Genomic DNA, 19,011 nt, shown 5'->3' on the forward strand with positions numbered 1-19,011 from the left:
TCTCTCGCTCCCAGATTAGAAAACAGGACAGATGATCAAGCATGCGCTCAGCGTAACCCGTCAGGCCGACTTCGCGGCCTGGTATCAGGACGTCATTGCCGAAGCCGACCTTGCCGAGGAATCGGGCGTGCGCGGCTGCATGGTGATCAAGCCGTGGGGTTACGGCATCTGGGAACGCATCCAGAAGGTCATGGATGCGGCGATCAAGGATGCCGGCGTCCAGAACGCCTATTTCCCGCTCTTCATTCCCTTGAGCTTCTTCGAGAAAGAAGCCGATCATGTCGACGGCTTCGCGAAGGAAATGGCGGTGGTCACGCATCATCGCCTGATCCAGGACGCGAAGGGCAAGCTGATCCCCGATCCCGAGGCGAAGCTCGAGGAGCCGCTGATCGTCCGCCCCACGTCCGAAACCGTGATCGGCAATGCGATGAGCCGCTGGGTGCAGAGCTGGCGCGACCTGCCGCTCAAGGTCAACCAGTGGGCCAACGTCGTTCGCTGGGAAATGCGCACGCGCATGTTCCTGCGCACCAGCGAATTCCTGTGGCAAGAGGGCCATACCGCGCACGCCGACCGCGACGACGCGATGGCCGAGACGCTGCGCGCGCTCGAAATGTACCGCGCCTTTGCCGAGGATGTGCTCGCAATGCCGGTGATTGCAGGTGAGAAGCCCGAAAACGAGCGTTTCCCCGGCGCGGTCGCGACCTATTCGATCGAGGCGATGATGCAGGACGGGAAGGCGTTGCAGGCCGGCACGTCGCACTATCTCGGCACCGGCTTCGCCGAGGCTGCGGGCATCCGCTATCAGGACAAGGACGGCGGCCACAGCCTCTGCCACACGACGAGCTGGGGCACCTCGACGCGCATGATCGGCGGCGTCATCATGACGCACGGCGACGATGATGGCCTGCGCTGTCCGCCGCGTATCGCGCCGCACCAGATCGTCATCGTCCCGATGCTGCGCGACAATGAAGAAGATACCGCGATCCTCGACTATTGCCGCGACCTCGAAAGCCAGTTGAAGGCGCTCGACGCCTTCCGCGAGCCGGTGCGCGTGCTGCTCGATACCACCGGGGCCAAGGCGCAGACCAAGCGTTGGGGCTGGGTCAAGAAGGGGGCTCCGATCATCGTCGAAGTCGGCCCGCGCGACGTTGCGGGCGGCAATGTCGCGGTGATCCGCCGCGATCGCCTCTATCAGGAGAGCGGCAAGCTCGACACGGCGTTCGTCCCGAAGGGCGAGTTCGTGGCGAGTGCCGTCGCGACGCTGACCGACATTCAGGCGAACCTCCATGCCGAGGCGAAGGAGCGACTGCATTCGAACATTCGCCGCGACGTCACCGACCTCGCGGCCCATTTTGCCGGCGACGACAAGTTCGTCGGCTGGGTCGAAGTGCAATGGTCGCGTCCGACCGGCGCCGCGCTGGACAAGATCGTCGAACAGTTGAAGGCGCTCAAGCTGACGATGCGCAACACGCCCCTCGACGCCGCGCCGGCCGACGGCGCCTGTTTCTTCACCGGCGAACCCGCGGTCGAACGCGTGCTCATCGGACGGACCTATTAATTGGCCAAAGCACCGAAACGGCCGCAACCCGCCGGGCTGCCGACGAGCGAGCAGATCCTCCGTTTCATCGAGGACAGCCCCGGCGCGGTCGGGAAGCGCGAGATCGCCAAGCATTTCGGACTGCACGGCGCCGACAAGATCGCGCTGAAGGCGCTGCTCAAGGACATGACCGACGAGGGGCTCGTCGACATGGCGCCGGGGCGCGCTTTCCATAAGCATGGCGGGCTTCCGAAGGTTACCGTGCTGCGCGTTGCGGCGGTCGAGGGCGATGTCGTCTGGGCGGTGCCCGACCGGTGGGAAGGCAGCGGCCCGCCGCCGCGGCTTCGCGTAATGGAGAAGGGCCGCAAGGGCGCGCTGGGGATCGGCGATCGCATCCTGTCGCGCACCGAGGAGCGCGGCAACGGCCATGTCGCGCACCCGATGAAGAAACTGCAGGCGGGCGGCGAGACGATCATTGGTGTGCTCGTCACCGACACCGGCCCCGGCGGCAAGCCGATGACCTGGCTGCGCCCCGCCGACAAGCGCGCGCGCTTCGACTTCGCGGTGTCCGACATGGGCGAGGCGCAGATCGGCGATCTCGTGCGGGCCGAACTGTCGGGTCGCGGGCCGGCGACCAAGGCGCGCGTGATTGCCGTGATCGGCGATCCTTTCGCGCCGCGCTCGCTCAGCATGATCGCGATCGCGCGGCACGAAATTCCACATGTCTTCAACGACGAGACACTCGATGAAGCCGAGCGCGCCGCGAAGCTGCCGCTGACCCCCGACGGACGCGAGGATCTGCGCGACCTGCCGATCGTCGCGATCGACCCGATCGACGCCCGCGACCATGACGATGCCGTCTGGGCGATCCCCGACGAAGATGACAAAAACAAGGGCGGGTGGAAGGCGATCGTCGCGATTGCCGACGTCAGCTATTATGTTCGTGCCGATGGCGCGCTGGACCGCGAGGCACGGCGGCGCGGCAACAGCGTCTATTTCCCCGACCAGGTCGTGCCGATGCTCCCCGAGACGCTCTCGGCAGGTGTCTGCTCGCTGAAGGCGGGCGAAGACCGCGCGGCGATGGCGTGCCATCTGACCATCGACAAACATGGCAAAGTGACGTCATGGCGTTTCACGCGCGCGCTGGTGCGGCTTCGCGCGAACATCGCTTATGAACGCGCGCAAGCGGCCTATGACGCCGATTTGCCCGACGAGGGCTGGGACGCCGATGTTCTCCCGACGCTCAAAAATCTCTGGGGCTGCTGGACCCTGCTCGCAAAAGCTCGCGCCGCCCGCGCGCCGCTCGACCTCGATCTGCCCGAACGGCAGGTGCGGCTCGACGAACAAGGCAATATCGCCGAAATCAAGGTGCGCGAGCGGCTCGATTCGATGCGGCTGATCGAGGATTATATGATCGCGGCGAACGTCGCGGCGGCAAAGGCGCTCGAGGCGAAGAAGTCGCCGGTGATGTACCGCATCCACGAACCGCCGAGCCGCGAAAAGCTCGTCAGCCTGAAGGACTATCTCGAAACCTTCGAGCAGAGTTTCGCGCTGGGGCAGGTCATCACGCCCGCGGTGTTCAATCGCCTGATCGACGGCTTTTTGGGCGACGACCGCCTGCCGCAGCTGATGGAGGCGATCCTGCGCAGCCAGACGCAGGCTTATTATGGTCCGGCCAACTCAGGCCATTTCGGCCTCGCGCTGGGTTCCTACGCGCATTTCACCTCACCGATCCGCCGCTATGCCGACCTGATCGTCCACCGCGCGCTGGTCGACAGCTATCGCCTCGAAGTGCCCGGCAAGTCCAAGGGCCTTCCCGAACGAACCGGACTCGGCGACGCCGACCGCAAGGGCTTGTCGCGGATCGGCGAGGCGATCAGCGCACTCGAACGCCGCGCGATGGAGGCCGAGCGCGAGACGATCGACCGCTATGTTGCGGCCTATCTTGCGACCAAGACCGGCGAGATCGTGCCGGCGCGGATCACCGGGGTGCAGCCCTTCGGCTTCTTCGCGACCGTCGACGGCCTCGGCGGCGACGGGCTGGTACCGGTGTCGACGCTGGGCAGCGAGCGCTTCTTCTATGACGAGGCGGCGCGGACGCTCGACAGCGAGCATGGCCGAGTGAGCTATTCGATCGGGCAGCGGCTCGAACTGCGGTTGATGGAGGCGAACCCGATCAGCGGCGCCTTGCGCTTCGAGCTTCCCGACGCGCCCGAAGGCGGCTTCCGCAATCGTCCACCACGCCGCGACGGACTGAAGGGCAAAGGCCCCAAGAAAGACGGGGCCGGCAAGCATATGGTCGGCAAGCGCGGGCGGCCGGGGAACATCCGCCATCAGGGGCGCAAGCGCTAACTCGCAGCGAATTTCCGCAACAACGCCGCACTCTCCGCATCCGCCGGAAAGAACGCCTCGATCGCCAGCTCGGACAATGTGATATCCACCGGCGTCCCGAAGATTGTCACCGTCGACACGAAGCTGATCCGTCCCGCGGCCGTATCGAGCACCAGCGGCACCGCGATGCTGCTGACCGCGCCGACTTCATTGTCGTTCGCTTCGATCGCGTAACCCGCAATCTCCTCGCGCAACGCTGCAAGCAGCGGATCGGCGCTCGCCTCGATCTGCAGATCGAGCCGGTGCAGGATATGCGCGCGCCACATGCCGTAGTTCACGATGTGCGGCGCCAGCCCCTCGGGATGCAGCGCGATGCGCAGGACATTGACCGGCGGCGCGAGCAGGGCGGGTGACACCTGCTCGATCAGGATTGCGATCGCGTCGTTCGCTGCGATCATGTTCCAGTGGCGATCAACCGCGAGTGCGGGATAGGGCTCGTGCCCTTTCAGTACATGCTCGACGATCGCCCTCATCCCGGCCATTTCGGGGCTGTCGAGCGGGCGCTCCTGGAAATCGGGCGCATATCCCGCCGCGAGCAGCAGCGCATTGCGCGCGCGGTGCGGCACTTCGAGGCAGTCGGCGATCCGTTGCAGCATAGCGGCGCTCGGCTTCGAGCGCCCCGTCTCGATGAAGCTCAGATGCCGCGTCGATATTTCGGTATCGAGCGCCAGGTCCATCTGGCTCATTCGGCGGCGGGTTCGCCATTCGCGAAGCTGCTCGCCGAGGGGTGCGACTTGCATGGCCTTCTCCTTCGCAGTCCGGCCTAGCCGGGCGCCGTTCCGATTTCCATTACCTCCCGCGTAATCGACGCCATTCAATTCGGGGTTCATTTGGTCGGGGTCGAAAGGAGAACCGCCATGTCCTATTTCAATCTCAAGAACACTCTCATCATCGACGCGATCACGTGCGGGGCGCTGTTCCTGCTGTGCGTGTTCGCCACCGCGACGGTCGCCGCGCTGCTCGGCCTCCCCTCGGGCGTCGTGACCGTCGCGGGCTGGATCGGGCTGCCGTCGGCGGTGCTGATGCTGTTCGTCGCCAGCCAGACGGAGCCGAGCAAGGGACTCGCGAACCTGATCGCGATCGGCAATCTCGGCTGGGTTGCGGCGAGTGTTGCGGTCCTCGCGATCTTCGCCGGGCAGATGAGCTGGCTCGGCATCGCCATCGTCGCGGTGCAGGCGCTCGTCGTTCTCGATCTCGCCGTTCTGGAAGCAAAGGGCGCCGCCGCGCTGCCGCGCGCGGTCGCCGCCTAACTCAGCGCATCGAGCCGGGCGATATCGATCCCGCCCGGCACGATCATCACCGGGCAGGGGAGGGTTCCCGCATCCTGTCCGGTGAAGTGCGCCACCAGCGGCCCCGGTGCGCCGCTCGCCGCGGTCGCGAGCACCAGCGCCGCGACCTCGTCATTCTCGCCGATCGCGTCGCGCACGACCTCGACAGGCTTGCCCGAGCGGATCATCGTCTGCGCGACGATATTGCCTTCCTGCATCACCGCATCGGACGCCGCCGCCACAAGCTGCTCGGCATGTTCGCGCGCCTCGGCCTCGATCGTCGCCTGGACGCCGCCGAACGCCACGAAATCCTGCGGCGGGATGATTGCCAGCACCGCGACCCCGCCGCCCGTTCGCGCCGCGCGCCGCGCGGCAAAGCGCAGCGCCAGGCTGGCCTCGGGACTGTCGTCGATCACCACAAGATACGTCCGCATCGCCCGACCCCTCGCTATGCTTTTTGTGAGGCGAGAGTGCGTCACATTCGTATGAAAGGCAAGTTGCCCCGCTGGACCTTGACCCGAGCAAGTCTTATGGCGAGGAACAATCCGTAGCGGCAGGCACCGCCTGCAAGACTCACGCCTGTAAGATCGAGGACAAAAGCGACGATGCCGATCGAACTCAAAATGCCCGCCCTTTCGCCGACGATGGAGGAAGGGACGCTCGCCAAATGGCTAGTGAAAGAAGGGGACGCGGTCAAATCGGGTGACCTGCTCGCCGAGATCGAGACCGACAAGGCGACGATGGAGTTCGAGGCGATCGACGACGGCACGATCACGCAGATTCTGGTCGCTGAAGGCACCGACAATGTGAAGGTCGGCACCGTGATCGCGGTAATCGCGGGCGAGGGTGAGGATGCGTCGAGCGCCAAGGCCGCACCGGCACCGGCACCTGCTCCCGCCGCAGCACCGGCGCCCGCTGCGACGGCCGCACCTGCGCCAGTGCCCGCACCGGCTCCTGCGGTGACCGCTCTGGCTCCCGCCGCATCGGGCGATCGCATCAAGGCCAGTCCGCTCGCCAAGCGCATCGCCGCCGAGAAGGGCATCGACCTTTCGACGATCAAGGGCAGCGGCCCCGGCGGCCGCATCGTCAAGGACGATCTCGATGGTGCTCCCGCTGGTGCCGCCGCTCCTGCCACGGCAGCAGCGCCTGCAGTCGCCGCACCTGCTGCTGCTCCCGCAGCTGCGCCAGCCCCTGCAGCCGCCGGCCTGATCCCCGATTTCGGCATTCCGCACGAGGACGAGAAACTCAGCGGCATGCGCAAGACGATCGCGCGCCGCCTGACCCAGTCGATGCAGGAATCGCCGCACATCTACCTCACCGTCGACATCCGACTCGACGCGCTGCTGAAGCTCCGCGGCGAGCTCAACGCCAGCCTCGAAAGCCGCGGCGTCAAGCTCAGCGTCAACGACATGCTGATCAAGGCGCTGGCGGTTGCGCTCGAACGCGTGCCACAGTGCAACGTCAGCTTCGGCGGCGACGTGATGCGCTTCTACAAGCGCGCCGACATTTCGGTCGCGGTCAGCATCCCCGGCGGCCTGATCACGCCGATCATCACCGACGCGGGCGGCAAGTCGATGTCGAAAATCTCGACCGAAATGGCCGAGCTTGCGGCGAAGGCCAAGGAAGGCAAGCTCCAGCCCAGCGAATATCAGGGCGGCACCGCCAGCATCTCGAACATGGGGATGATGGGGATCAAGCAGTTCACCGCGGTGATCAACCCGCCGCAGGCGATGATCATGGCAATCGGCGCGGGCGAAAAGCGGCCTTATGTCGTCGACGACGCGCTCGCGATCGCGACGGTCATGTCGGCGACCGGCAGCTTCGACCACCGCGCGATCGACGGCGCGGATGGCGCGTTGCTTATGAAGACCTTCAAGGAACTGGTGGAGAACCCGCTGGGGCTGGTGGCGTAAAATGCCCGGGAGGGGCCAAAGCCCCTCTCCCCTTGCGGGAGAGGGGTTGGGGAGTGGGGTCCGCGCCGCGTCCGCGGCGCAGAAGACGCTCTCCGACGTTCTCGCCCGCCAAGCCATGTTGCTGGACCGCGCCCGCCGGATGCGATCGAACCCGACCGATGCCGAACGACGGCTATGGTCGATCCTCCGCGCCGGATGGCTCGAAGGCCTGAGATGGCGGCGTCAGGAGGTCATCGACGATCGCTACATCGCCGATTTCATCTGCTTCGAGCACCGCCTGATCGTCGAAGCCGACGGCGGCCAGCACGTTGAAAATGTTCATGACTTTGGACGCGACGCCTATCTGACGGAGCAAGGCTTCCACATCCTCCGCTTCTGGAACAACGACATCCTCGCCAACAGCGACGGTGTCGCCGCGAGCATATTGGATACCATCGAGTCTTCAGGCGCGCAGACGCGCGCCGCCCCCACACCCCAACCCCTCTCCCGCAAGGGGAGAGGGGCTTTCGAAGGAGCCCATAATGGCTGACACCAACTACGATCTCATCGTCCTCGGCTCGGGCCCCGGCGGCTATGTCGCGGCGATCCGCGCGGCGCAGCTCGGCCTCAAGACCGCGATCGTCGAGCGCGAGAATCTTGGTGGCATCTGCCTCAACTGGGGCTGCATCCCGACCAAGGCGCTGCTGCGTTCGGCCGAAATCTATCATTATATGCAGCATGCGGGCGATTATGGCCTGATCGCCCAGCAGATCAGCGCCGATATCGACGCGGTCGTGAAGCGCAGCCGCGGTGTCGCGAAGCAGCTGAGCCAGGGCGTCGCCTTCCTGATGAAGAAGCACAAGATCGCCGTCCATATGGGCGAGGGCAAGCTGACCGCGCCGGGCAAGCTGGAGGTGAAGGGCGAGAAGGGCACCGAAACCCTTTCGGCCAAGAACATCATCGTCGCGACCGGCGCGCGCGCGCGCGACCTGCCGTTCGCGCCCGCCGACGGCAAACGCATCTGGACCTATCGCCACGCGCTCGTTCCGCCCGAAATGCCCAAGAAATTGCTCGTCATCGGATCGGGCGCGATCGGGATCGAATTCGCGAGCTTCTACAGCGACATGGGTGCCGAAGTGACCGTCGTCGAAATGCTCGACCGGCTCGTCCCCGTCGAGGATGCCGATGTGTCGGCCTTCCTCGAAAAGGCGCTCAAGAAGCAGGGCATGACGATCTACACCGGCGCCGGGGTCGAGGAGCTCAAGGCGACCGCCACCGGCGTCACCGCGAAGATCAAGACAAAGGACGGCAAGACCGAAAGCGCCGAATTCAGCCACGCCATCGTCGCGATCGGCATCGTCCCGAACACCGAGAATATCGGGCTCGAAGCACTCGGCGTGAAGACGACCAAGGGCCATATCGACACCGACGCGATGTGCCGCACCAACGTCCCCGGAATCTGGGCGATTGGCGACGTCACCGCGCCGCCATGGCTCGCGCACAAGGCGATGCATGAATCGGTGATTTCGGTCGAAGCGATCGCGGGGGGCCATCCGCACGCGATGGATCCGCGCAACATCCCGGGCTGCACCTATTGCCGCCCGCAGATCGCCAGCGTCGGGCTGACCGAAGCCAAGGCGAAGGAGCTCGGTTACGAGGTCAAGGCCGGGACCTTCCCCTTCATCGGCAACGGCAAGGCGATCGCGCTTGGCGAATCCGAAGGTTTCACCAAGACCGTGTTCGACGCCAAGACCGGCGAACTGCTCGGCGCGCACATGATCGGCGCCGAAGTCACCGAGCTGATCCAGGGCTATACGATCGGCAAAACCGCCGAGCTGGTCGAGGATGATTTCATCGGCACCGTCTTCCCGCATCCGACGCTCAGCGAAACGATGCACGAGGGCGTGCTCGCGGCATTCGGACGGCCGCTGCACATCTGACATTGCTATCCTCCCCGTCGCGCAGCGATGGGGAGGGGGACCACCCGCGGGGTGGTGGAGGGGCTCGTCCGTCGGCCCCTGCGGGGCCGCCACCTCCCCATGGCTTCGCCACAGGGAGGATTGTCTGGACCGTCATTTGCGATTGCCGATCATCGCGGCGGGGCTGCTCCTCGCGGTTATCCTGCTCGGCCTTGCGGTCGGCGCGGGATGGACCGACGCGGCCGACTGGCGAATCTCGCAAGCGCTCTCGCTGCGCATCGACGAAAGCGACCCGGCCTTCATCTCCTTCATGCAGGGCGTAAGCTGGATCGGTGGCGGCACGCCGCGCTGGATCATCGTCATCCTGCTTTGCGGGCTCGTCTGGCGCTGGTGCGGCCCGCGCTGTGCTGCTGTGCTCGGCGGCGTCTCGCTGCTGTCGAACCTGGCGTCGAGTCTGCTCAAGCTCGGTTTCGGCCGCGCACGGCCCGATCTGATCGACCACCTCGATCATCAGACAAGCTTTTCTTATCCCAGCGGCCATGCAACGAGCGCCGCCGCGGTGTATCTGCTTATGGCCTCGCTCGCGCCGCCGCGCTGGCGAGCGCTCGCTTGGGCGCTTGCGTTCGCCATGATCATCCTCAACGGCTTTTCGCGCATCATGCTCGGCGTGCATTGGGCGAGCGATATCGTCGGCGGCACGATGCTCGGCGCCGCGTTCGCGCTGTTCGGCACATGGGCGGTCGCGCGGCGCGGCCTAAGACAATCGTAAGCATTCTGACCTAAACCGGCACGCATCGGCAGGGGAGTGGCTGCGATGCGTTTGATCGGCGGTGCGTTCAGTTGGGTCTTCGCGCTCATCCCGATCGTCTATATCGGCGCGATGCTCTGGTATTTCGCGGGCGTGGGCGGCAACAGCGCCAAGGGGATCGTCGGCATCGGCCTTGGTCCCACTGTGATCGGCCTCGCGATCGTCGGGCTGTTGCTGGCGTTGCCGCTCGTCATCAAGTTGTTGCGCGTCGTCAGCGGGACCAATCGCGTACCGGGCGCCGGCGCCGCGGCGGGCGAGCCGCTGGCCGATACGCAGGGCTTCGATCCCGATGCCGCCTTTGCCAACTATATGCGGGGCCGCGATTCGGCTCTCCCGCCGCCGATCGCGCCCGACGCCATCGGCGACGACCTGCGCCCCTTCACCCCGCGTCCCGGTGGCTTTGGGCGCAAAGGCGTCTGATCGCCTTCGAAAGCGGGCCATCACTTTCCGCTGTCCTACGGCCGCCGGTTTTGCCATCTAGGTAGCGGGCACCAACAACAGGCGGGTCGGACATGCAATCGCGGGTGAAGTTTGTCAGTTTTCTGCGGGGAATCGCTTGTGGTTCCGCCGCCCTCCTTTCGGCGTCGGCAATGGCGCAGGACGGGACGGGCCAGACGGTGATCACCGCCGCGCGCTATGTCGATGTGCTGGCCGGCAAGACGGTCGAGCATCCCGCGATCTTTGTCGGCGCCGATGGCCGTATCACCGGGATCGCCGACGCGCGTACCGTGCGCTGGGGCTCGAACGTCAAGCATATCGATCTTGGCGACAAGACCTTGCTGCCGGGGCTGATCGACATGCACGTCCACCTCGACGGCCCCGCCGATATCGGCGGCTATCGCGGGCTCGAATTCACCGACAGCTTCTGGGGCATGACCGCGGTCAAGAATGCCCACGACATGCTCGACGCGGGTTTCACGACCGTCCGCAACGTCGGCTCGGACAACCGCAACGATATCGGGCTCAAGGAAGCAATCGATGCGGGTTACGCCGTCGGGCCGCGGATCGTGCCTGCGGGCTATGCGCTCGGCGCGACGGGCGGGCATTGCGACAGCACCTTCCTGCCGCCCAGCCTCGAAAAGAAGGACGGCAAGGAAGAGGGGATCGGTGATACGCCCGACGAGCTGCGCTATCAGGTCCGCCGCCAGCGCAAATATGGCGCCGAGGTGATCAAGGTGTGCGCGACCGGCGGCGTCTTTTCGCGCAACACCGAACCGGGGCAGCAGCAGTTGACCGACGCCGAACTCAAGGCGATCGCCGACGAGGCGCATCAATGGGGCCTCCGCGTCGCCGCGCATGCGCATGGCGCGAGCGGCATTCGCGCCGCGATCGGTGCCGGGATCGACACGATCGAGCATGCAAGCCTTGTCGATGACGAAGGCATCCGGATGGCAGTCGCGCGCAAGCGGCCCGTCTGGTTCTCGATGGATATCTATAACACCGAATATACGCAGGCCGAAGGCGCGAAGAACGGGGTGCTTGAAGATAATCTCCGCAAGGATCGCGAGATTGCGCAGGCCCAGCGCGACAATTTCCGCAAGGCGCACAAGGCTGGCGTGCGGATGGTGTTCGGATCGGACGCCGGCGTGATGCCGCATGGCGAGGTCGGCAAGCAGTTCCGCGTGATGGTCGAGTATGGAATGACCCCGATCGAGGCGATCCAGGCCGCGACGCGCAACGCCGCACAGGCGCTCGACCGCGAAAAGGACGTCGGCGCGATTGCGGTGGGCCGTTACGCCGACATCATCGCGGTCGACGGCGATCCGCTCAGCGACGTTCGCCAGCTGGAAGACGTCGATGCGGTGGTGAAGGGCGGGGTACTGGTGAGGGGCGAGTGAGGCGCTAGGGTCAGGACCCTAGATTACCAGCCGGTCGATCATCGCCTCGCGCTTTTCCGGCGTCAGGTTCAGCACCGTTTCGGCATAGGTCGGGATGTCGCCATGATCGCGGCGCACGGTCGCGAGCGCGGCGTCGAGATAGGCGGGATTGACAGACATCAGCGCGCGGATCGCATCGTCCTTGATCTCGGCGCCATAGCGCATCCGGATATGCGCCGCGCCCTGTTCGATCCGTTCCTCGATCTTGCCGGCGGTGTTGGTGAGCAGATAATCCTGCATCAAATCGTCCTCATGGACGCCGAGGAGCCGGTGAACGACCGCGACGGCAAAGCCGGTGCGGTCCTTGCCAGCGACGCAGTGGACAAGGCTGGGCGCGTCCGTGTCCGCCAGCGCCGCGAGATAGAGCCGCAGCGTCGCGACCAGCGCGGGCCGGTACGGCATCCCGGCGTAGGTATCGATCATCCGCTCGCGCGCCGTCTCGGCATCGATCGCGCCGCCCGCCGCCTGCAAATGCGGCGCGAGGCCGGCGGTGATGCCGCCGGCGAACAGCACGCGCCCTGCGAAATTCGGCGACCGCCGACACGGGTGCAATTGGCGCTCGTCGTCGCCGCGCAGGTCGATCACCGTTTCGAGGCCGAGCGCATCGACCGCAGCAAGGTCGTCGTCGCTCGCTGATTCATGGTGCGCCGACCGCCACAGGAAATTGTCGCGCAGGCGGCCGTTCCCTTCGACGGCATAGCCGCCATAGTCGCGGAAATTGTGAATCCCCGACAGGGGCAGGACACGCTCGGCCAACATTTTCATTCTCCTGTGAACACCGGCTCCCTCTTTTCGACGAAGGCGTTGATCGCCTCTCGATTGTCGGCGGTTTCGTGGACGATCGCCTGATAGGCGGCGCTGAGTTCGAGGATGTCGCTCATCCGGCTGTGCTGCGCCTCGCGGAGCAGGCGTTTCGTCAGGCGCAACGCGCGGGGCGGGTTGCAGACTATGCGTTCGGCGATTGCGATCGCGCGGTCGAGCAATTGATCGTCGGGCACGACCTCGGTGACGAGGCCATAGTCCTTCGCGGTAGTGGCGTCGAAGCGGTCGCCGGTCAGGAAGAGTTCGGCGGCGCGCGGATAGCCGAGTATCTTCTGGAGCAGCCAGGCGCCCCCGTCGCCGGGAACGATCCCGACCTTGATGAAGCTGCACGCGAACTTCGCGCTCTCGGACGCGATGCGGATGTCGCAGGTGCAGGCGAGGTCGCAGCCGAGCCCTATCGCATGGCCGTTGACCGCGGCGATCATCGGCACCTCGCAGTCCATCAATGCACGGATCACCGCCTGGACGCCCTTGCGGTAATTAGCGCGGGTGGAATCGGGCTGGTCGAGGACGCCGATGCCGGTGCGGTCCTGCATCCCTTTGAGATTGCCACCGGCGCTGAAGGCCTTGCCGCTGCCGGTGAGGATGATCGCGCTGACGCCGCGGTCGTCGCCAAGCGCGCGAAGCGTGTCGATGATGTCCTGGCAATCCTCGTGCGTGCCGATCGCATTCATGCTTTCGGGCTTGATCATCGTCAGGATCGCGATCTTGCCCTGTCGCTCGACACTCAGAAACTCACCCATCAAGAACTCTCCTCGATCTCGAAGCAGGCTATGCCTCACAGGTCGGTGTTGCAAGCCAAGGTTGGCGCCCGGACGCGCGCCGGCGCCCGGCCGCCCAAAGCGTCAGCCGACGGCGCCGCTGTCGCGTAGCGCGGCTATGGCTGCTCCGTCATAGCCGAGCCCTGCAAGCAGGCCGTCGGCATCGGCGCCGCATTTGGGCGCCGCGCGTGGCGCATCGTTGACTGTCGCCGAATAGCGCGGGGCGGGGGCGGGCTGGACGACGCCACCGACGGTCAGGAAGGTTTCACGCTCGACATTGTGCGGATGCTGCGGTGCTTCGGCGAGCGAGAGCACCGGTGCGAAGCAGATGTCGGTCATTTCCATGATCGCGCACCATTCGTCGCGCGTTTTGGTCGCGAACAATGCGGCGAGCTTGTCCTTGAGCGGTCCCCACTGCGACGGGTCCATCTGTGCGTCGAACGCCGGATCCTTGTCGAGCCCGGTCTTCTCGCGCAGCAGCGCATAGAATTGCGGCTCGATCGAGCCGATGGAGATGAATTTGCCATCGGAGCAGGTGTAGGTGTCATAGAAATGCGCGCCGGTGTCGAGCATGTTGACGCCGGGCTCGTCCTTCAGGCGTCCGGCGCCGAAGAAACCCCAGGTCATCGCTGCGAGTACGGCCGACCCGTCGGTCATCGCGCAGTCGATCACCTGGCCTTCGCCGGTCTTCGCAGCATGAAGCAACGCGCTCGCCATGCCGAAGGCGAGCATCATGCCGCCGCCGCCGAAATCGCCGACATAATTGACCGGCGGCACCGGCTTCTCGCCCGCCCGCCCTACGGTATGCAGCACGCCCGACAGCGCGATATAATTGATATCGTGCCCTGCCGCCTGCGCGTATGGGCCGAACTGGCCCCAGCCGGTCATGCGGCCGTAAACGAGCTTTGGATTGTCGGCGAGCAGCACGTCGGGGCCAAGGCCGAGGCGTTCCATGACGCCAGGGCGGTAGCCCTCGATGAGGCCGTCGGCGCTCTTGCACAATTCCCGCGCGACTTTCAGCGCCTCGGGATTTTTCATATCGAGAACGATCGACGTCCGGTTACGCGACAGGGGATCGCGCGGATCGAGCGCGGCGCCGGGGCGGTCGATACGGATGACTTCGGCGCCATGGTCGGCGAGCATCATGCCGGCGAAGGGGCCGGGGCCCAGGCCGGCGAACTCGACGATCCTTATGCCTTTGAGGGGACCAGTCACATCATATTCCTTTCGAATGCTTTATCTGGAAGGCGTTGCCAGCCGATGGGCGGTCGGCTGGCAGGATGCCTCCCGTGGTTAAACGGGCACCAGGGTGACGAATTCAGAGTCGTTCGATGATGATCGCCGGCGCCATGCCCCCCGCGGCGCACATGGTGACGAGGCCGTACCGTCCGCCCGAGCGTTCGAGCTCGTCGAGCGCGGTGCCGATCAGGATCGACCCGGTAGCGCCGATCGGGTGGCCGAGCGCCATCGAACCGCCATTGATATTGACCTTCTCGCGGTCGAGATCGAGATCGCGGATGAATTTTTCGGCGACGACGGCGAACGCCTCATTGATTTCCCAGACATCGATGTCGTCCTTCCCGAGACCGGCCTTCTCGAGCACCTTCTTCGCCGCGGGAACCGGGGCGTTGAGCATCAACGTCGGATCGTCGCCGATATTGGCATAGGCGACGATGCGGGCGCGCGGCTTCAGGCCGTGCTTGTCGGCGTACTGCTTTGAAGTCAGCAGGATCGCGGCGGCACCGTCGACGACGCCCGACGAGTTGCCCGCATGATGGAAATGCTGGATGTCGACATCGGGATAGCGGCGGTTGATCTGCTTGCGAAAGGTCACGCCGCCGCCGAGGTCGAAGTCGGCGAGCGCTGCGAAGCTGGGCTTGAGCGCGGCCAGTCCTTCGGCGGTCGTTTCGGGACGCGGGAACTCCTCGTGGTCGAGCGCGACGCTGCCGTCGGGATTGAGCACCGGCACGACCGACTTGGCGAAGCGGCCCTCCTTGATGGCGCGGTCGGCGCGCTGCTGGCTGACGAGCGCAAGCGCGTCGAGATCCTCGCGGCTGATCCCTTCGATCGTCGCGATTGCGTCGCCGCACACGCCCTGGTTCGATTGCGGATGCAGGGCGTCGAGCGCCTCGTGACCCGAACCCATCATGCGCGGGGGTAGCCCGGCGTTCGCCTGTTCGGCCGCATAAGCAGCGGTGTAGCTCATCATTTCGGTGCCGCCGGCGATAACACAGTCTTCCATGCCGCTCATCACGCTGGCCGCGGCGAAGTTCACCGTGCTGATACCGCCGCCGCAGAAACGGTCGAGCGTGGTGCCGCTCGCCTTGATGTCATAACCCGCCGACAGCGCAGCCATGCGGCCAAGGTCGCCGCCTTGCTTGCCGTTCTGCGACGAGGTCGACCAGACGATGTCGTCGACCGTCGCGGTATCGAGATTGTTGCGGTCGCGAATCGCGGCGAGGACGGTCGCGGCGAGGTGCTGAGGGTGCAGGTGCGACAGCGCGCCCTTGCCGGGCTTGCCGATCCCGCGCGGGGTGCGGACGGCGTCGATGATGTAGGCGTCTGCCATGGGGAGTTCCTTTCTTGGGTAATTGTCCAGGTCGTCAGGGGATTGAAGAAGCGTCGTCGGCGTGATCAGCGGGGTGCCATGCGGATCGCGCCGTCGAGGCGCACAGCCTGGCCGTTGAAGTAGCTGTTGCGCGCCATCTCCATCGCGAGGCTGGCATATTCGCTCGCTTTGCCGAGGCGCTTGGGGAAGGGGACCGAGGCTTCAAGGCTCGCCTTGACCTTCGGGTTCATGTTGCCGAGCAGCGGCGTTTCGAACACCCCGGGCATGATCGAATTGACCCGGATGCCAAGGTCCATCAGGTCGCGCGCCATCGGCAGGACGAGCCCATTCACGCCCGCCTTGGCCGAGCCATAGATCACCTGTCCGATCTGCGCATCCTGCGCGGCGACCGAGGCGGTGAAGATGATCACACCGCGTTCGCCGTCCTCGAGTTCGGGCAGTCCCGCCATCCCCTCGGCGGCGATCGAGCCGATGCGGTAGCTCGCGGTCAGGATGCCCGCCACGCCATAGGCATAATCCTCGGTCGGGGTGCGGTGGAACTTGCCGGTCTCCTTGTCATAGGCGAGCGTCTTGCCGCGACGCGAGGTCATCGCGCAGTGAACGCAGATGCGCTCCTGCCCATGTGCCGCGCGGGCCTTGGCATAGCCATCGAGGACCGACTGCTCGTCGGTGATGTCGACATGGACGAACAGCCCGCCGATCGCCTTCGCGACCTCTTCGCCGAGCGCGTCGTTGATGTCGAAGATCGCGACCTTCACGCCCGCTGCGGCAAGTGCTTCGGCCGTCGCGCGGCCGAGGCCGGAGGCGCCGCCGGTTACGACGGCGGCGGTCGAGGAATCGATAATCATGAAGCAGGCTCCTTCAGGCCGGAATCTGGTTGAACGGGATGCCCTTGTCGGGGCGATGGTCCTGCGGCAGGCCAAGAATGCGTTCGGCGATGGTATTGAGCAAGGTCTCGTCCGACCCGCCCGCGATGCGCCCGGTCGGCGCGTTGATCCAGCTCGATGCCCAGTCATCTTTCGGCGAGGCATGTTCGTCGAACAGGAAGCCGTCGGTGCCCTGCAGGTCGAGCGCGAGCTCCGACAGCTTCTGGCGCGACCGCACCGCGACGAGCTTGTTGAGCGAGCCTTCGGGCCCCGGGGTCATCCCCGCCTGCATCATCAGCCGCGCGCGGCGGTTGATCGAGTCGAGCCCGGCGCGCATCGCATAGTTGCGCGCGATCTGATGGCGAATGCGGCCGTCCTCGATCGCCGGCTTGCCGTTGATCTTCACATCTTTGGCGAGGTCGACGAACAGGTCGAGGTGCGGGCCGAAACCGGCGCTGTCGGTGGCGACATATCGCTCGATCATCAGCGTCGTGAGCGCGACCGCGAAACCGCCACCGACCGGCGACATGCGGTGATCGTCGCTGATTCTTACATCGTCGAAGAAGACTTCGTTGACGTGGCTGTCGCCGCCCGCGAGCTTTATCGGGCGCACGGTGACGCCCGGCGCCTTCATGTCGACCCAAAAATAGGTGAGGCCCTTGTGCTTCGCGACCGTGGGATCGGTGCGGACGACGATGACGCCATAGTCCGAATATTGCGCCCAGCTGGTCCAGACCTTTTGACCGTTGATCTTCCAGCCGTTGCCGTCCGTTTCGGCGCGCGTGCGGAGGCCCGCGAGGTCGGTGCCGCCCGACGGCTCCGAGAAGAGCTGGCACCAGATTTCCTCGCCCTGCAGCGCCTTGACGACACGCTCCTTCACAAAATCCCTGTCGGCACCGAACTGCATCAGGACCGGGACGGGCATCCCCAGCGAAATGCCGAAATAGACGTTGGGGAAGCCATGCTTCATCTCTTCCCCTTCAAAGGTGATCTTCTCGATGTGGCCAAGCCCCTGGCCGCCATATTCGGTCGGCCAGTTGATGCCTGCAAAGCCCGCATCGAATTTCGCCTTCTGATAGCGGCGGCCGAGCGCGAGATCCTGTTCGACGCTCAGCCCCTTGCGCGCCGCCTTTCCGAAGGCGGGCACCATCGATTCGCACCACGCAGCGGCTTTCGCGCGGAAGGCTTCAAGATCGCTCATGCGGCTTCTCCTGCCAAGCGGTCGACGAGTATATCTTCCCAGAAGAGGCTGTTTCCCTGTTCGAGCGCGAGGCTGCGCGAACGGCGCATGTGAAGGTGCAGCCCGATCTCCCAGGTGACCCCGATGCCGCCATGGATCTGCACGCAGTCGCGCGCGGCGGTATCATAGGCTTTGGTTGCCGAAAGGCGCGCCGCGGCGGCGGCTGTGATGAAGTCTGCCTGATCCGTGCGTGCTGCGGCATGAATGCAGTTCGCGCGGGCGAGCTCGACCAGTCCGTACAGTTCGGCGATGCGATGCTTGATCGACTGGAAAGCGCCGATCGGCTGCCCGAACGCCTTGCGCGTAACGGCGTAATCGCGGGCGATTTCCATCAAGGCCTCGGCGCCGCCGGTCTGTTCGTGCGCGGTGACGACGGCCTGCAGCGCCAGAATTTGAAGCGCGGCGGCGCGTGCTGCCGGACCCGTCGCGATCACCTCGGCGGGCGTGGCAGCAAAGCGGAGGTCGGCGATCAGGCGGCTGTTGTCAAAGCTGTCGATCGCCGATCGTTCGACCCCGGCGAGATCGACGAGCGCCAGGACCGGCACGCCGGCCTGGTCGGCGAGAACGACGGCGACATCGGCGGCCAGCCCCGCAGTGACGCTTTTTGCGCGCCCCTCGATACAGCCGTTTGCAAAGGTGAGGCCCGGTATGGCGGGAAGCGGATCGGCGCCGGCGGCAAAGGCGACCGCGCCGACGGCTTCGCCGCTGGCGAGGCCAGGCAGCCAACGCTGTTTCAGCGAATCGGCGCCGAGGAGTTCGATCGCTTTCGCGGCGCCGAAACTCGAGGTCAGGAAGGGGGCGCCGCTCAGCGAGCGTCCGGCCTGATGCGCGATCAACCCAAGCTCGACGAGGCCGAGGTCGAGACCGCCATAGGCTTCAGGAAGGGCGAGGGCGGTCCAGCCCTGTTCCTTCGCCGTTTTCCAGAAGCCTTCGTGGTAACGACCGCTTGCCTGCAGCAGCGGCAGCAGGTCGTCCTTGCTGATCCGTGCTTCGAGAACACGGCGCGACTCGGTCGCGATCGCCTGCTGTCCTTCATCGTGCAATATCGACATCGGCCCGAT

The 19,011-nt window shown here is 65.5% G+C and carries 18 protein-coding genes; 9 read left to right on the forward strand and 9 right to left on the reverse strand.

The features are described 5' to 3' along the window. Window positions 1–31 precede the first annotated feature (31 nt). Window positions 32–1,558, forward strand: coding sequence for a proline--tRNA ligase (gene proS, locus QOL68_RS06600; protein WP_282948009.1), 1,527 nt, complete (start codon window positions 32–34; stop codon window positions 1,556–1,558). Next, window positions 1,559–3,889: a ribonuclease R family protein gene (locus QOL68_RS06605; protein ID WP_282948011.1), complete on the forward strand. Its 2,331-nt coding sequence runs from the start codon at window positions 1,559–1,561 to the stop codon at window positions 3,887–3,889. It abuts the gene before it with no gap. Here QOL68_RS06605 and QOL68_RS06610 read toward each other — a convergent pair. Beyond that, window positions 3,886–4,668, reverse strand: a complete 783-nt coding sequence (locus tag QOL68_RS06610) for a helix-turn-helix domain-containing protein (RefSeq protein WP_282948013.1) — start codon at window positions 4,666–4,668, stop codon at window positions 3,886–3,888. The genes QOL68_RS06605 and QOL68_RS06610 overlap by 4 nt on opposite strands. A gap of 117 nt (window positions 4,669–4,785) precedes the next feature. On the opposite strand from QOL68_RS06610, the gene QOL68_RS06615 reads away from it, so the two are divergent. After that, the gene (locus QOL68_RS06615) at window positions 4,786–5,178 is read left to right on the forward strand and encodes a hypothetical protein (protein ID WP_282948015.1); all 393 of its coding nucleotides are present in this window, start codon (window positions 4,786–4,788) and stop codon (window positions 5,176–5,178) included. Here the strand turns inward: QOL68_RS06615 and QOL68_RS06620 are convergent. Then, window positions 5,175–5,630: a universal stress protein gene (locus tag QOL68_RS06620; protein ID WP_058456466.1), complete on the reverse strand. Its 456-nt coding sequence runs from the start codon at window positions 5,628–5,630 to the stop codon at window positions 5,175–5,177. The two genes, QOL68_RS06615 and QOL68_RS06620, sit on opposite strands and share 4 nt — an antisense overlap. A gap of 171 nt (window positions 5,631–5,801) precedes the next feature. Here QOL68_RS06620 and QOL68_RS06625 point away from each other — a divergent pair, with 171 nt between their 5' ends. The 6 genes from QOL68_RS06625 to QOL68_RS06650 all read left to right on the forward strand — a co-directional run bounded on the left by QOL68_RS06625 (window position 5,802) and on the right by QOL68_RS06650 (window position 11,653). Next, window positions 5,802–7,109, forward strand: a complete 1,308-nt coding sequence (locus QOL68_RS06625; RefSeq protein ID WP_282948018.1) for a pyruvate dehydrogenase complex dihydrolipoamide acetyltransferase — start codon at window positions 5,802–5,804, stop codon at window positions 7,107–7,109. 115 nt (window positions 7,110–7,224) lie between these two features. Further along, window positions 7,225–7,638 carry an endonuclease domain-containing protein gene (locus QOL68_RS06630; protein ID WP_282948020.1) on the forward strand — a complete coding sequence of 138 codons (414 nt, stop codon included), beginning with the start codon at window positions 7,225–7,227 and terminating at the stop codon, window positions 7,636–7,638. Beyond that, window positions 7,631–9,028, forward strand: a complete 1,398-nt coding sequence (gene lpdA, locus QOL68_RS06635) for a dihydrolipoyl dehydrogenase (RefSeq protein ID WP_282948022.1) — start codon at window positions 7,631–7,633, stop codon at window positions 9,026–9,028. Before QOL68_RS06630 ends, lpdA begins: the two co-directional genes overlap by 8 nt. A gap of 136 nt (window positions 9,029–9,164) precedes the next feature. Further along, complete coding sequence (locus tag QOL68_RS06640; RefSeq protein ID WP_282948024.1) at window positions 9,165–9,776, forward strand: phosphatase PAP2 family protein; 612 nt, start codon at window positions 9,165–9,167, stop codon at window positions 9,774–9,776. A gap of 45 nt (window positions 9,777–9,821) precedes the next feature. Further along, complete coding sequence (locus tag QOL68_RS06645; protein WP_282948026.1) at window positions 9,822–10,235, forward strand: hypothetical protein; 414 nt, start codon at window positions 9,822–9,824, stop codon at window positions 10,233–10,235. Between the two features lie 92 nt (window positions 10,236–10,327). After that, window positions 10,328–11,653: a Xaa-Pro dipeptidase gene (locus QOL68_RS06650; protein WP_502957378.1), complete on the forward strand. Its 1,326-nt coding sequence runs from the start codon at window positions 10,328–10,330 to the stop codon at window positions 11,651–11,653. An 18-nt stretch (window positions 11,654–11,671) separates the two neighbouring features. Here QOL68_RS06650 and QOL68_RS06655 read toward each other — a convergent pair whose 3' ends face one another. The 7 genes from QOL68_RS06655 to QOL68_RS06685 all read right to left on the reverse strand — a co-directional run bounded on the left by QOL68_RS06655 (window position 11,672) and on the right by QOL68_RS06685 (window position 19,002). Next, window positions 11,672–12,451 carry a tyrosine-protein phosphatase gene (locus QOL68_RS06655; RefSeq protein ID WP_282948030.1) on the reverse strand — a complete coding sequence of 260 codons (780 nt, stop codon included), beginning with the start codon at window positions 12,449–12,451 and terminating at the stop codon, window positions 11,672–11,674. A gap of 2 nt (window positions 12,452–12,453) precedes the next feature. Next, the gene (locus tag QOL68_RS06660; RefSeq protein WP_282948032.1) at window positions 12,454–13,257 is read right to left on the reverse strand and encodes a crotonase/enoyl-CoA hydratase family protein; all 804 of its coding nucleotides are present in this window, start codon (window positions 13,255–13,257) and stop codon (window positions 12,454–12,456) included. 102 nt (window positions 13,258–13,359) lie between these two features. Beyond that, window positions 13,360–14,490, reverse strand: a complete 1,131-nt coding sequence (locus tag QOL68_RS06665) for a CaiB/BaiF CoA transferase family protein (RefSeq protein ID WP_282948034.1) — start codon at window positions 14,488–14,490, stop codon at window positions 13,360–13,362. 103 nt (window positions 14,491–14,593) lie between these two features. Continuing rightward, the gene (locus QOL68_RS06670) at window positions 14,594–15,844 is read right to left on the reverse strand and encodes an acetyl-CoA C-acetyltransferase (RefSeq protein ID WP_282948036.1); all 1,251 of its coding nucleotides are present in this window, start codon (window positions 15,842–15,844) and stop codon (window positions 14,594–14,596) included. Window positions 15,845–15,909: 65 nt separating this feature from the next. Beyond that, the gene (locus QOL68_RS06675; RefSeq protein WP_282948038.1) at window positions 15,910–16,692 is read right to left on the reverse strand and encodes an SDR family NAD(P)-dependent oxidoreductase; all 783 of its coding nucleotides are present in this window, start codon (window positions 16,690–16,692) and stop codon (window positions 15,910–15,912) included. Window positions 16,693–16,705: 13 nt separating this feature from the next. After that, window positions 16,706–17,911: an acyl-CoA dehydrogenase family protein gene (locus QOL68_RS06680; RefSeq protein ID WP_282948040.1), complete on the reverse strand. Its 1,206-nt coding sequence runs from the start codon at window positions 17,909–17,911 to the stop codon at window positions 16,706–16,708. Beyond that, a complete protein-coding gene (locus tag QOL68_RS06685) occupies window positions 17,908–19,002 on the reverse strand; it encodes an acyl-CoA dehydrogenase family protein (RefSeq protein WP_282948042.1) in 1,095 nt (364 codons plus the stop codon). Before QOL68_RS06685 ends, QOL68_RS06680 begins: the two co-directional genes overlap by 4 nt. Between the last annotated feature and the right edge of the window lie 9 nt (window positions 19,003–19,011).

Source organism: Sphingopyxis sp. Geo25 (assembly GCF_949769135.1).
GTDB lineage: Bacteria > Pseudomonadota > Alphaproteobacteria > Sphingomonadales > Sphingomonadaceae > Sphingopyxis.